The sequence below is a fragment of the Bacillus sp. DNRA2 genome (assembly GCF_012843265.1).
Classification (GTDB): domain Bacteria; phylum Bacillota; class Bacilli; order Bacillales; family Cytobacillaceae; genus Bacillus_BU.
The window spans coordinates 108,060-121,821 of record NZ_JABAIT010000013.1 but is presented as its reverse complement, the minus strand read 5'-3'; the positions used below and the strand labels follow the sequence as shown (position 1 = coordinate 121,821).

General features: G+C 37.5%; 14 protein-coding genes. 4 read left to right on the top strand and 10 right to left on the bottom strand.

What is annotated here, in order from left to right; translation table 11 throughout:
- Positions 1-141: 141 nt before the first annotated feature.
- The 6 genes from HHO41_RS12780 to HHO41_RS12755 all read right to left on the bottom strand — a co-directional run bounded on the left by HHO41_RS12780 (position 142) and on the right by HHO41_RS12755 (position 5,923).
- Positions 142-1,122 (bottom strand): ABC transporter permease, encoded by a 981-nt coding sequence (locus HHO41_RS12780; RefSeq protein WP_169099182.1) that lies wholly within the window; start codon positions 1,120-1,122, stop codon positions 142-144.
- On the bottom strand, positions 1,115-2,026 hold the full coding sequence (locus tag HHO41_RS12775) for an ABC transporter ATP-binding protein (protein WP_169099180.1): 912 nt from the start codon (positions 2,024-2,026) through the stop codon (positions 1,115-1,117). The genes HHO41_RS12780 and HHO41_RS12775 overlap by 8 nt, the downstream gene beginning before the upstream one ends.
- Positions 2,027-2,038: 12 nt before the next feature.
- Positions 2,039-2,818, bottom strand: a complete 780-nt coding sequence (locus HHO41_RS12770) for an SGNH/GDSL hydrolase family protein (protein ID WP_169099178.1) — start codon at positions 2,816-2,818, stop codon at positions 2,039-2,041.
- 177 nt (positions 2,819-2,995) lie between these two features.
- Positions 2,996-4,675 (bottom strand): dihydroxy-acid dehydratase, encoded by a 1,680-nt coding sequence (gene ilvD / locus HHO41_RS12765; RefSeq protein ID WP_211171146.1) that lies wholly within the window; start codon positions 4,673-4,675, stop codon positions 2,996-2,998.
- Positions 4,676-4,889: 214 nt separating this feature from the next.
- Positions 4,890-5,120 carry an IDEAL domain-containing protein gene (locus tag HHO41_RS12760; RefSeq protein ID WP_248278450.1) on the bottom strand — a complete coding sequence of 77 codons (231 nt, stop codon included), beginning with the start codon at positions 5,118-5,120 and terminating at the stop codon, positions 4,890-4,892.
- Between the two features lie 182 nt (positions 5,121-5,302).
- Positions 5,303-5,923 (bottom strand): NUDIX hydrolase, encoded by a 621-nt coding sequence (locus HHO41_RS12755; RefSeq protein ID WP_169099174.1) that lies wholly within the window; start codon positions 5,921-5,923, stop codon positions 5,303-5,305.
- Between the two features lie 216 nt (positions 5,924-6,139).
- Between HHO41_RS12755 and HHO41_RS12750 the strand changes: the two genes are divergently transcribed.
- Positions 6,140-6,415 (top strand): YqhV family protein, encoded by a 276-nt coding sequence (locus HHO41_RS12750; protein WP_169099172.1) that lies wholly within the window; start codon positions 6,140-6,142, stop codon positions 6,413-6,415.
- A gap of 12 nt (positions 6,416-6,427) precedes the next feature.
- Here the strand turns inward: HHO41_RS12750 and HHO41_RS12745 are convergent, their stop codons facing one another.
- A complete protein-coding gene (locus HHO41_RS12745) occupies positions 6,428-7,456 on the bottom strand; it encodes a glycosyltransferase family 2 protein (RefSeq protein ID WP_169099169.1) in 1,029 nt (342 codons plus the stop codon).
- Positions 7,457-7,475: 19 nt separating this feature from the next.
- On the bottom strand, positions 7,476-9,152 hold the full coding sequence (locus tag HHO41_RS12740; protein ID WP_169099211.1) for a DUF6044 family protein: 1,677 nt from the start codon (positions 9,150-9,152) through the stop codon (positions 7,476-7,478).
- Between the two features lie 263 nt (positions 9,153-9,415).
- Between HHO41_RS12740 and HHO41_RS12735 the strand changes: the two genes are divergently transcribed.
- Positions 9,416-10,045 carry a LysE family translocator gene (locus HHO41_RS12735; protein ID WP_169099167.1) on the top strand — a complete coding sequence of 210 codons (630 nt, stop codon included), beginning with the start codon at positions 9,416-9,418 and terminating at the stop codon, positions 10,043-10,045.
- Here HHO41_RS12735 and HHO41_RS12730 read toward each other — a convergent pair.
- Both HHO41_RS12730 and HHO41_RS12725 read right to left on the bottom strand, forming a co-directional pair.
- On the bottom strand, positions 10,031-11,416 hold the full coding sequence (locus tag HHO41_RS12730) for an amino acid permease (protein ID WP_169099165.1): 1,386 nt from the start codon (positions 11,414-11,416) through the stop codon (positions 10,031-10,033). The two genes, HHO41_RS12735 and HHO41_RS12730, sit on opposite strands and share 15 nt — an antisense overlap.
- Before the next feature lie 339 nt (positions 11,417-11,755).
- Entirely contained in the window at positions 11,756-12,172 is a 417-nt protein-coding gene (locus HHO41_RS12725) for a hypothetical protein (RefSeq protein ID WP_169099163.1), read from the bottom strand.
- Positions 12,173-12,357: 185 nt separating this feature from the next.
- Between HHO41_RS12725 and HHO41_RS12720 the strand changes: the two genes are divergently transcribed.
- Together HHO41_RS12720 and HHO41_RS12715 are read left to right on the top strand one after the other, a co-directional pair.
- Complete coding sequence (locus tag HHO41_RS12720) at positions 12,358-12,630, top strand: YqzG/YhdC family protein (RefSeq protein ID WP_169099161.1); 273 nt, start codon at positions 12,358-12,360, stop codon at positions 12,628-12,630.
- A 952-nt stretch (positions 12,631-13,582) separates the two neighbouring features.
- Positions 13,583-13,717 (top strand): BA3454 family stress response protein, encoded by a 135-nt coding sequence (locus HHO41_RS12715; protein WP_169099159.1) that lies wholly within the window; start codon positions 13,583-13,585, stop codon positions 13,715-13,717.
- The last annotated feature ends 45 nt before the right edge of the window (positions 13,718-13,762 follow it).

Sequence of the window (13,762 nt, the reverse complement as noted above, 5' to 3'; positions counted from 1 at the left end):
TCACGGACACGCACTACCTGTCAGCTATACACTTCCGCCACAAACGGTGTGTTCGGGACTTTCACCCGTTAGTCCGATACGCTGCCAAGCGCACAAAAGCCTTGCACAATTTCTTGATGTGCAAGGCTTTTTCTATTTTACTTAATAAACATCTTTCCTAACAAACGTGAAAAACGAGACGAAAATACCGCCAATCCCCCAAATCAATAGCACCAGTAGCGTAAAGCCTAAAGTCATTCCTTCAATAGGAGGTGTTCCTCCAGTTAAATATTGCGTAGGAGTTAAATTTACCATAAATAAATATTTGGCAGATTCCCATGATGACACTATGTTGGTTAAAATCATTCCGGCAATTAAACAAGCGAGCATAACGCCCATCCCAGCAGCTGTACTTTTGATTAACGTCGATAACATAAACGATAAGGTTCCCACAACCAATGAAACAAACCAAGCCAATCCAAACACCATTAATAAAAATTGCCATTGTGGGACAAGATGAACACCTGCCGTGCTTAATTCGCCTTTTTCGACCGTAAACCCTGTTAATATGGGTGCTGACCAACCGCTATAGCCGAATACAAGTCCTGAAATGAAGTACGACAGGACGGCAAATGACACGATTAAGAATGAAACCGACAAAATTAAGGTGATGTACTTGCTTAGCAATATCCGCCACCGTTTTACCGGTCTGGTCAATAGGAGTTTCACAGTTCCGGCACTTTGCTCAGACGAAACAATATCTGAAGCGATGATCATCACCAATAACGGCAATAACAACTGAATTGCGTGCTGTAGAAATTCTCGAACAAAGGTCGGTGCGCCCGGTTCAGTCGGATTGATATTATGATCTAAATAATATTGTTGCTGTTTAATCGAAATTTGCAGCTGTTGTTTCCATTCCTCAGAAATTCCTGTGCTGCTTAAACGATTTTGCTTATTTACAATATCCTGCTGCAATGTCGTCCGCCAATCTTTCGTTCCAAGCGTTTCCTGAATTCGAGATTGTTCACGGTATTGCGCATAAGTAAACATTGAAATCAGCACAGTCATAATCATCACAACAACAACTAATTTCTTTTTACGGACTATTTTTAATAATTCATTATGGATGAGATTAATCAATATGATCTCCTCCAGTCATTTCTAAAAATAGATCTTCTAAGCTTGGTAGTTTGCGGTTCATTTCCAACACCGTCACATTCGCTTCAACTAATTTGCGATTCCACATGCCAACACTTTCTTCTATGTACGGTGTAATCACATACTCGCCTTCCTCACGAACAATTTCGGTCAATCCCGCCAATATCTCGATGCCCTTTTCGATGGGCTCTAATCGCCAAGTTAGACGCTCCTGCTGAGTTAACAAATGTTCAACAGTATCGGTTTTTACCATAGTCCCTTTTGAAATAATGGCGACCCGATCACACATTAATTGAATTTCACTTAATAAGTGACTTGATACTAATACGCTTAGACCCTCTTCCTCAGCCAAAAATCGAATAAACTGACGCATATCACGAATTCCCGATGGATCTAATCCGTTAGTAGGTTCATCTAAAATCAACACTTTCGGATTACCCAGTAATGCTTGAGCAATTCCTAAACGTTGGCGCATCCCAAGTGAATACGTCTTAACTCGATCATGGATTCTTTCTTGCAGCCCAACCATTTTTGTAACCTCAGCAATTCGCTCATCACCTATGTTCGGTAACATCCCTGCAAAATGCTTTAAATTTTCCCAACCTGTTAGATAGGGATACATCTCTGGATTTTCGACGATACAGCCAAGAAATTCCATTGCTTTAGTAAATTGATTGGCAACATTGTAGCCGCAAATATGAATCGAACCTGAGGTTGGCCGGATTAGACCGACTAGCATCCGAATGGTGGTTGTTTTACCCGCACCATTTGGTCCTAGGAATCCAAAAACCTCGCCTTTTTTTAATTCAAAATCGATCCCTTTGATGATTTCCTTTTTGCCAATCACTTTTTTGAGTCCTTTGACGGACATTGTAATCTCGCTCATATGTCCCCTCCTTTAAAGCGTAATTAATGAGGCGACCCGTTCGGCAATAAGCTGGTAGCCTTTTGTATTTGGATGAAACTTATCAGAAAACAAATAATCATTAACCTTTAATTGGAACAAATCAAAAGTTGGTACAAATACAGTATTCGGATAGTTCGCACTAATTTCCGCACTCTTATAGTTCCAAGTCCTTACCACTTTGGAGGTTTCGGTTGCATTGTCCAAATCGATGAAAGGGTTATACAATCCAATAAAAAAGATTTCCGCATCTTTGTTAGCTGCTCGAAGCTCTGAAAAGATTGTCATTAAGTTTTGCTCATATGCTGCCTCTACAGGCTGCAAACTTTCAGGACTCATATTAGCTAGACCTTCACCACCTCTGAACAAATCATTGCCACCGATCGTGATGAGGATGATATCAGCAAGTTCAACTTGCCTTTTTATCTCTTCCTGTTTCACTTGTCCTGCCAATTGATCAGATGTCAGTCCTTTAATTCCCAAATTTGATAATGCTAACTTTTGTTTGCTCCTTTCCTCAAGATTACTGACTAAATAGCCAACATATCCTTTCCCTTCCAAATCTCCTGTACCTCGAGTTAACGAATCTCCCAATGCTACAATTTGCACTCTATCATCAGCATTTTCTTTTGGTTTTGTTTTAACAACTTCATTTTTTATTGGCTCTGTTGGAGTGTCAAAGTAATCTACTAAAGTGACTACTAGTCCAACAATACAAATGATAGATGCCAGTATCGAAGAAATCGCAACGAATAATACCGATTTATTTCGCAAGAATAATCACAACCTTTCCAATTGCATTACAATGTTGCTTGGTTTTCTAGATGATTAATAAAAATATTATATCCTTTTTCTTCCTGAAAACAGAAACAATTATGGTAATATTTTCGTCAATTAAAATCAAAAAGAGACCTGACTGTTATAGCCAGATCTCTGAATTAATCAGTTAGATTAGATTTTCATTACGCCGCCAGTGTTGGCTGATGTTACAAGCTTAGAGTAACGAGCTAAGTAACCTTTTTTCACCTTTGGTTCAAAGCCTTTCCAGTTTGCTTTCCGGTTTGCCATTTCCTCATCAGAAATTTCAAGTGTGATTTTTCGATTATTTAAATCTAGTTCGATGATATCACCATCTTCAACAAAAGCGATTGGACCGCCTTCTGCTGCTTCTGGGGAAATATGACCGATAGAAATACCACGAGAAGCACCAGAGAAACGACCGTCAGTAATCAGACCAACCTTGGCCCCAAGCCCGCGACCAACGATTTGTGAAGTAGGTGCTAGCATTTCTGGCATACCAGGTCCACCTTTTGGTCCTTCATAACGAATGACAACAACATGACCTTCTTGTACTTTACCAGTGATAATTCCAGAAAGTGCTTGCTCTTGAGAATCAAAGCAAATTGCAGGACCTCTGTGGTAACCACCAACAGCTGGGTCAACGGCACCAACTTTGATAACTGCACCATCTGGAGCAAGGTTTCCGAACAACACAGCTAAACCACCGCGTTCAGAATAAGGATTATCTAATGGACGAATTACTAGTTGATTTAAAATTTCTGCACCGGCAACATTTTCCTGTAATGTTTTACCAGATACAGTTAAGCAATCTCCTTTAATCGCACCAGGAATTTTTAATAATTCGTTGATAATGGCACTTACACCACCAGCATTGTGTACGTCTTCAATATGATAATCAGAAGCAGGTGCAATTTTTGCTAAATGCGGTACGCGACTAGCGATATCATTAATGCGCTCTAATGAATATTCTATCTCCGCCTCATGGGCTAGCGCCAAAGTATGAAGAACAGTATTTGTGGAACCACCCATTGCCATATCTAATGCAAATGCATTATCAATAGCGTCGATAGTAACGATATCACGTGGTTTAATATCCTTTTTAATTAGTTCCATTAATTGCATTGCCGACTGTTTTACGAAATCTTTTCTTTCTTCTGCTACTGCTAAAATTGTTCCGTTCCCTGGTAAAGCTAGACCTAGGCCTTCAGCTAAACAGTTCATCGAGTTTGCAGTAAACATACCAGAACATGAACCGCAGGTTGGGCATGCTACTTGTTCAATTTCTGTTAATCTAGCCTCATCAATCTTTCCAGATTGGAACGCTCCCACTCCCTCAAAAACAGAGTTCAGATTAAGTGCGTTACCTTGTGCATCTTTACCAGCAGCCATTGGTCCACCACTGACAAAAATCGTTGGAATGTTGATTCTTAGCGCTGCCATCATCATCCCTGGAGTGATTTTGTCACAGTTCGGAATACATACCATACCGTCAAACCAGTGTGCGTTCACGACTGTTTCAACAGAGTCAGCGATAATCTCACGGCTTGGAAGTGAATAGCGCATACCGATATGTCCCATTGCAATTCCATCGTCAACACCAATTGTGTTCATTTCAAATGGAACGCCACCTGCTTCTCTAATCGCTTCTTTCACGATTTTTCCGAACTCTTGCAGGTGAACATGTCCCGGAACAATATCAATATATGAGTTAACAACAGCAATAAATGGTTTGTTGAAGTCCTCTTCTTTAACACCTGCTGCACGAAGCAAGCTACGGTGCGGCGCGCGGTCAAAACCGCTTTTGATCATGTTACTACGTAATTCAGCCAAAGTCATTACCTCCATTTTTACTCTATTCAGTAAATTTTAAGTTTTTACTATTGTACCATTATTTTTAATATATTTATAGATTTAACGACAAATCTTTAAGTTTTCGACTGGATTTTCATTTAAGGAAAATAATATTTGGGAGGAAATTCGAATGGGGATTAGAAAAATTCGCATGATAAAACCTAGTATAAATACTAGGTTTTAGACGATTCTATTAAGCTGAAATTCGCTTTAATTCGTCAGTAAGTTTTAGGAACTCTTCCTTGTTTCCTTGTACCAAGGAGTAATCGATTTCTTTTTTCAGTTGTTGGATTCTAAAATCAATGAGGGACTTTTCGAGTAGCATTTCGGCAATCAGTGAATCTGACGCGCTAATTTCTCCAGCAAGACGTTTTGGGGCATTGTGGTGATTTTGTTTCATAAAATTTGGCATCTTATGATCCATGGAAATCAACTCCTTGTCCTTTTTTAAATTATATAATAATTAACCGAAAATTAAAACACTTTTTTAATTAATTTTTTGAAAATTTTAATATTTCATATAATTTCCAGATTTTCCAATAATAATTGGACCGGAACCTTCCTAGCAACAGGCTTGTCCCGGCTTCCACATTAGTCAGTGGTTTATTATTGAGCTTGAATCAATTCAAGAAAGTGATGAAGGATTCTAGCGGTTAAGCCCCAAATGACCCTATCTTCATACTTGTAAAAATACTCATCTATATGCGATTTGTGCCAATTATAATTTTCCCCGCCAATGATTAAATCAAATGGAAATTCACGTTCGGGTTGTGCTTGTAAATGAACCTTATAAACTTCAGGATCATATTTCTGAAAAAATTCAACAGGGACCGTAAAAACTTCGGCCACTTCTGATTCATTTGGCTTGATTTGTTCAACATTTTCAATGACTCCTGCGAAAGGGTAAATGATTCTCCCTAAGGCATTCACCATATAATTCAACGGAACAACTTGGCGTACATTCTCTGGAGAGATACCTAATTCCTCAGACGTTTCTCTAATAGCTGTATATTGTTCATTCACATCACCGGGGTCAATTCGGCCACCAGGGAAACAAATCTCGCCAGGCTGACGCCGCATATTATAAGCTCTTACCTCAAATAGAATGTGATAACCATCCTCTTTTTCGATAAGTGGTAATAAAACTGCAAATTTCGAATAGTTTTCTGTATCCAGCATGGATGCTTGCCGACTTTCCAGCTTCTTCAAAATTTTTTCAATTTCCATTTATCCTCCCCCGCATCCCAAATTACTTTTTCTATTATTTATACTTCTATCTATACTATCTATATGACAAATGTATCGTTTCTATCATTGAGAAACAACAAATTAGTCTTGTTATATAGTGAAAATAACGATAATGAGTTTCAAGAATAAACATGTCCTATCTCGCATCATCATCGCATATACTGTTCAAGACTTTGATGTGAGGAGGAATAAATGATGTTTCAAATGTTTGAAAAAGCTATAGTTGGTATGGCGTTGTTAAGAATGATTTCAGGCAGCATTGAGCTGAGTGTTGCTTTTCTTATTCTTAAAGCCAATAATATCGAAAAAGCACTGATATTAAACAGTAGTCTTGCCCTTGTAGGACCCATCATTCTCATCCTTACAACAACCATTGGTTTGGTAGGTTTGGCTGAAAAAATCTCATTTTTGAAGGTTGTTTGGATTTTTTCAGGTGTGGCATTGATTTTATATGGTGTCAAAAGTAGTTAATCTTTCTTCATGCTATTTAGGATATTGAGCAAAATTTAGTGGCACTGCTTCCTCAGTTAGCCTTTTATTCCCATTTGCTTGAAAAGCTTGTGGTAATTGAAAAGTATTGATATCAATGACGTATTTTGGCCGTCGTTTCGTTTCAATATACATTTTTCCGATGTATTCACCAATTAGACCAATCGCAATTAACTGCAAACCACCGATAAGCCAAATCGAGGTAATTAGCGAGGTCCACCCTGTCACGGTACTGCCATACATTTTTAACCAGAAGAAATACACTCCAAATAATAAACTAATTAAAAAGGCAGTTAATCCTGAAAATAAAACAAGTCTGATTGGAGTGATTGAAAAAGACGTAATACCATCCAAGGCAAATGAAAGCATTTTCTTTAATGGATATTTCGATACCCCAGCAAGACGTTCTTTCCTAGCATAATAGACTGAGGTCGACCTAAATCCGATTAGAGGAACTATTCCACGCAGAAATAAATTTACCTCCTCGAATTTTTCAAGCTCCTCAAGGGCACGTTTGCTCATTAGCCGATAGTCAGCGTGATTATACACGAGTGAAACACCGAGTTTTTCCATAAGTCTGTAATAGCCTTGAGCTGTATTTCTTTTAAAAAACGAATCGCTCTTTCGAGAGTCGCGGACCCCATAGACCACTTCATATCCTTCTTGATATTTCATGATAAACTCCCGAATAACGTTAATATCATCTTGTAAATCGGCATCGATAGAAATGACACAATCCGATCGTTCTTTGGCTGTTAGCAATCCCGCTAATAAAGCGCGCTGGTGTCCAACGTTACGCGCAAGTTTTAAGCCTTTAATGCGCTCATTTTTCAATCCTTCCTTATAAATCATGCCCCAGGTGCTATCCTTACTGCCATCATCCACAAACAGCAGCATGCTTTGCTTTGAGATTAAATTGTCTTCCACTAATTGGTTTATTAGCTCATTCAATTGATTTATCGTTTCACGGAGTACCGCTTCCTCGTTGTAACAAGGAATAACGATTGTCAGAGTTGGTTCCATCTTGTTGTACCTCCCAAACTTAGCTGACTTTATATAGATATATTTTCCAAGCGGATGTTTTAGTTTCAAACACCTTTTCTAGCAATAGTCCTTTTTCACTCGCATTTATGATTTTTACACTCGAAAATAAGTACTGTCCGCCCATTTTCTTGAAAGGTTCTAAATTGAGATTAATGGATTGAATCGTTTTTTTGGAATGCTTTTTAAACATGTAAGATTTACCGAGCTCGTTCGTGAAAAAGTAGCATCGTCCCCCCCATTTATCAAAATACTTACGGATTTTTTTATTTTTATCTAATTCATTTGCAATTATTTTTCGAAATTCATGCTTATACTTAAGTGGATAAAAATTATTATACGTATCAAGCGTATAGAAACCATTATATTGAGCTATTGCTGGATGCAGCCCGATACTAGCAACGCGGTATTCTTCGACTGGTCGATTAATATACTCTCTAATTTCACGAAATTGCTCCTCGGCATAAAACTGTTTTACGGTTGGTTTTTTTTGATAGACCAATTCATCATTAAACGAAAATAACAAAATAACCTGTGCCAAAAGAAGAACTGATGCTGTATGCCGCAACAGTTTCCAATTTTCCCATATCAGCTTCAGTGCCAGGCCAAAACTCACATATATAATTAACGGGCGCAAAAAATGAAAGCGGGCAAAATTAAACGTATCCATAAAATGAAATCGCTTCGTTAATGGAAGCCACCCTTCATAAAACCAAAATGCATACCATAGCGATAAAGCAAAATTGAGGAAAAAGAAAAACACAAAAGTCCGTTCTGTTCTCCATTGTTTATTCTTCCAAATGATGAACAAGCCAATAAATAATACTGGAAGAATGATTAAAGTATGGACAGTCATGACATGCGTATGTCCATATATGTAATTTTTAAAGGCCAACCGTATCACTCGCTCCAAAGGCAGATTCGCATGAAAATATTCATCACGGCTATTTGGTTCTGCAGTATATAAAAACGAGTAAACTAAGCGATACTCAACTACCATATAGATGGTTGTCATATAGAGCAGCGCTAACAAAAAGCGCAACTGAATCTTTTTTGATTTCACTACATCCCAAATCCAAAATATCCCCATCGCACTAAGGAAAAAGAAAAAGCCCAGAACAATACTGGAGTAGAACGGAAGCAAAGTTAACACTAAGCTATTCTTCCAGGTTCTTATACCATTTCTAATATTGAGAAATGCCCATAGTGCCAATGGCATACCTAACGTACTGAGCATCCCCGATGGCCAAAATGGCGTTATCGCAAAGGTAAGAGCCACTCCAACACGGTATACTTGGAATTTATCTTCACTTAAAAAATGATCTTTAAGTAATAAATACATTCCGATAAAAGCAAAAAGCCGAGTAAGCGCTTGGCTTAAACCGTATGCCACCATTGTAGGAAATATTGCGTACAACCAAACAATCCCACTGAATTCAGACCCGAATGCATTGCGGGGTAAGCCATTAATGATTTGGGGTATCGTCGCATTAAATGACCCGAACAACTGTCCGCTTTTTGCCAATACCTTGTACCAGGCAATGTTTGAGTCTAAATTATCATGGACACGGATGTGAGCGTTTTCTCCCAAAATAAACAACGGTGACAAATACATGCCAATCAATAGCAATGCTATTATCACATAAACCATTTCATTTCTTTGCAGGTTCCCTTTCATCATGCACCTCACCAGTCACTTTAAATTAACCAGTTAGATTAAAGGCTATTTTTAAGGTTTGCTAAAATGGAAATATTATTCCATTTATCTTTGTTAGGAATGTCTGAATAGAAATCATGCTATGTAAACTGATTACACAAAGGACTCACCCGTTTTTAGTAAATTTACTACGAAGGTGATAAATATTTCCATTCAGTTGTCGTACATGCCCTAAAAACTGAATAAACTGTACGAGCACTGTTTTAGCAGGAGGTAAATGCGATATGACAACATTTTTTAGTTTTATATTTTTAGGATTATCATTAGCGGCTCCCATCGGTCCGATTAATGCAGCACAGCTCGAAAAAGGAATTCGGAATGGATTTTTTCATTCGTGGTTTGTGGGCATTGGAGCAATTATCGCAGATGCCTTTTATATGGGGCTTGTTTATTTAGGCTTTGTCCATTTTCTTGAAAAACCGATCATTCAATCGTTTCTTTGGTCGTTTGGCTGTTTCGTGTTGATTTATACTGGTATAGAGAGCATTATCGGCGCCGGAAAAGTCACAACTGGCAATTCACGGCAATCCGAGCCTTTAATAAAATCATTAATGTCAGGATTTTTTATGTCAATATCCAATCCATTAACGATTCTTTTTTGGCTCGGAATATATGGCTCAGTTCTAGCAAAGACCATTTCTAACTATAGTGCTGATCAATTAATCATATATACGTGTGCAATGTTTTGTGGCTTAATGATTTGGGATTTGTCTATGGCGCTATTAGCCAGTACTTTTAGGCGATATTTATCAAGATCTTTGCTTACATCCATTGCTTATATTTCAGGACTATCACTAATAGGATTTGGGATTTATTTTGGCGTTGAAGCTATGAAGACATTATTTTTCTTTTAATACCAATTTTTCAAATACTGGCCTTGGTAAGGTCGAAGCTCCACCCTTTGTTTTGGCTCTGAAGTGAATGATCAATGAAATGATCCCAATAATAACCACAAAACCGATACTCACTAAAAAGCCTGGCCTAATTGAGTCTTGGAATAATGTTCCTGTTATGGCTAATAAAATAAAGACCATCCCAATTAAACGTTTAAAATGATCCCATATAGTCAAGGTTATCAATTTTTGAACTGACATCAACACAAATAGCCAGTTATATAAAAGCATTAATCCTGCTGCCGTGGTGATATACTCATAAATCGAATCCGGCATAACTAATGCTAAGATGATTGAGGTAACTAATCCAGACACGGTTAGCAGCAGGGCGAAAACAGGAACTTTTAGCCTCCCTTTTTTTGCAAACAGTTGTGGTGCATCACCGTCTGAAGCTAACGTAACCAACATGCTTGTTACAGCAAATAATGAGGCAGTCATAGTTGAGAAACCAGCAATAATAAGGGCGCCGTTAAAAATATGTGGAAAAAATTTCAACTGATAATTATCCATGGCAATCACAAAAGGGCTTTCTTTAGCATTAAAATTTTGCCAAGGAACCATTGTTACTGCTAATCCAATCGATAAAAGATAGATAATTGTCAACAAGAGAATCATGATTTTCCCCGCTTTACCAGCGTCGTTTTTATTGCGCAAACGCACAGACATGATTCCCATAATTTCGATTCCACCAAAGGCGTAAAAAGCAAAGATTAACGCAGACCATATCCCTTTAAAGCCTGCAGGAAAATATTCATCCACTTGTTTAGGTGTGTGAAAGACTTCTTTTCCGGCATCGAGTACACCGAATAGTCCAGCACCTGCCAAAACAATAAACATTAAAATGGCTGCAATCTTAATTATTGCAAACATATTTTCCATTCGTTCGAACCCTTTTGTTCCTGTTAAGACAACAATAACACCAAGGACCGCATAAATTGAGGCGAAAACCCATAATGACATATTAGGAAACCAAAATTTCGTGAAAATTGACAATGCAGTGAGCTGGCTTCCCATAATAAGCATTTCCGAAAACCAATAAACCCAACCACTGCTGAATCCTGCCCATCGTCCAAATGCCTTTTTGGCATATGAACGGAATGATCCCTTTTGTGGATCCTTCGTGTACATTTTAGATAATGCATCAAATACGACATAAGTCCCAATCGCCGCAATGATAAAACCAAAAAACATCGAAGGACCTGTCATCTTAATTCCCAGTCCTGAACCTAAAAAATATCCTGTCCCGATTATGCACCCTACCCCAATCAATGAGAGTTGCCACCATTCAAGCAACTTTTCAGAACTCTCACTGCCATTTGCTTGCTTCGCCATAGGAACCCCCTCACTAAAGACACTTTCAAACTTAACACTTTCATCTAAATCTATATTTTCCAAACAATAAAAAAAAACAGCATAATCAGCTGTTTTAGATTAATGGAACCATTAAGATTTTTTCCCACTTTATAGACATAATTTCCCTATTTCCACTTTACATCGTCGAATTTTTCCATTATTATTACATTTAGTGTATCAAACGCACTAAAATCCACAAATAAACCTTTAAATATTCAACAATTAGACAAATTTCGACTTGGAAATAGGGATTTTGTCTTATTTTGCGCTTTCCCGAGAAATAATAGTTGGAATTTTCTTTACTTTCCGACCTGTTTGTTAGGACTTTTCTTTAATTGCATCCTCATATGGTGCATAAAAAACCCCACTTGGTGCTAGGTAGTCACTTTCCTGTTCTCTAATTTCTCCATTTACGCTGTATTCACCTGGAGGGAAATAATCAAATAATCCACTAGTACTATGAAGCAAAATAAAGCTTTCGTTAAGATCACCCATTAGTTCTTTATACGTATCATAATCAACAATATCTCCTGCTTCATCTACTTCGAAATTTTCTTTAATTGCATCGTAAAATTCATCATTATTGGTGGAGGCAATATAAAGATCAACATCAAGACAATCAAGACAAAGCAAAATCTCCTCATCCTTAACCCGTTCATATGAGCGTTTAACCATTTCGTTTAATATAGATAAAACTTCATCCGGATTTTTTAGCTTGATTTTTGTTTTTAGCACAATGTCCCCTCCTTAGTGTTATTCCATATCATTTTCTAATCACCATTCATCTTCAAAGGAATTTGTATCATACTAATAGAAACATACCAGAAAGGATGATTAATTTGAAGATGCCGAAGACATTTATCATCATATTCATATTTTCTGTTTCTATACTTAGTGATTTTGTGCCTCAAGAGGTGGTTATGGCAAGAAATGTGGAATATGAACAAAGGCCCGCACCAGCCTATGCCAAATGGGGTCGTATTGCCATGCAGGAAACAAAGCGGAAATATCCAAATGCCCAAATTGTTGATTATTTGCATGTTGGTCGAAAAGAAAATCCGAAAACCACTACCGAAACCTTTAAGCTATGGTTAAAGCAAGCTGGTCGCGAGTTCGGTGTATACGTCACGATAAAATTTGATACAAAAACAGAAAAATTACTCCAACTCACAATTAAAGAAACAAACCGTTAAAAGTTACCTTTCAGAATTTTAATGCACCTATTATTAATTAATTTATTATTTGACCTGCTACTAGACCTGTTGATTTCCGCTCCGGGTGCTTCGCTTTCCGTGGGCGGTAATAGGGAGGACCTCTGCGCAGTGCGCCGTATTGGTGCTACTTTTTCCTTGTGATCTACTTAAATGTAGCTTCAATGAGCCTTATTGGTGCTACTTTTTCCTTGTGATCTACTCAAATGTAGCTTCAATGAGCCTTATTGGTGCTACTTTTTCCTGTCGTTCTACTCAAATGTAGCTTCAATGAGCTTTATTGGTGCTACTTTTTCCTTGTGATCTACTCAAAAGTAGCTTCAATGAGCCTTATTGGTGCTACTTTTTCCTGTCGTTCTACTCAAATATAGCTTCAATGAGCCTTATTGGTGCTACTTTTTCCTGATAAGCTACTCAATCTTCAAAAACAAGCGCCTGTAACGATAATCAACGCCCTAGAAATATCTACACATAAGAAAAAAAGTCTCTGGTCTTGATACAAAACCAAAAAAATTCTACAATTATTTCTCTTTAAACACTGGTTATTAGCCAGTGTTTATTTGTGTCCGCTTTCAAAGAAAACTTTTCCGACAAAATAATCAGAAAATTTTTCTCCATCCGACAAAACACGAGTTGTAAGGGTGAACATGATAATTTTTTGTCGAGCGTATGTTCTTGATTATCCATTTTATCGGTCATATACTATTAACAATATAACTTGATGTAACTCAAGTTTCATAAGGTTTATTACCTTTAGAAGGATTCCTTCACTAGTTATTAACCACTCTTAATCAATCCTTTTTCGGGCCGATTGGTCCAGAGTATCTTTTCCTCATTTTACGGACATGTATCCGTATCACAAAAAAGATTTTCATTTTCTAAAAAAATCTTTCAAAAAAACAAAATGATCAAAATTAGAAGGGAGTAATGTTTGATGATCAAAGTAACTGTAACTATTAACTATCGGGGAAAAAATTACGTGACGAATGTTTTAACGAATAAAGAAACGGGTGAAGACGCAATTAAACAAATGGCATTTGAGCAAGTGAGAAAACAATGGGACAGATAATCTTTAAAAGCGTGAGTAATTTATATGATTACAAAAATCTTTAAG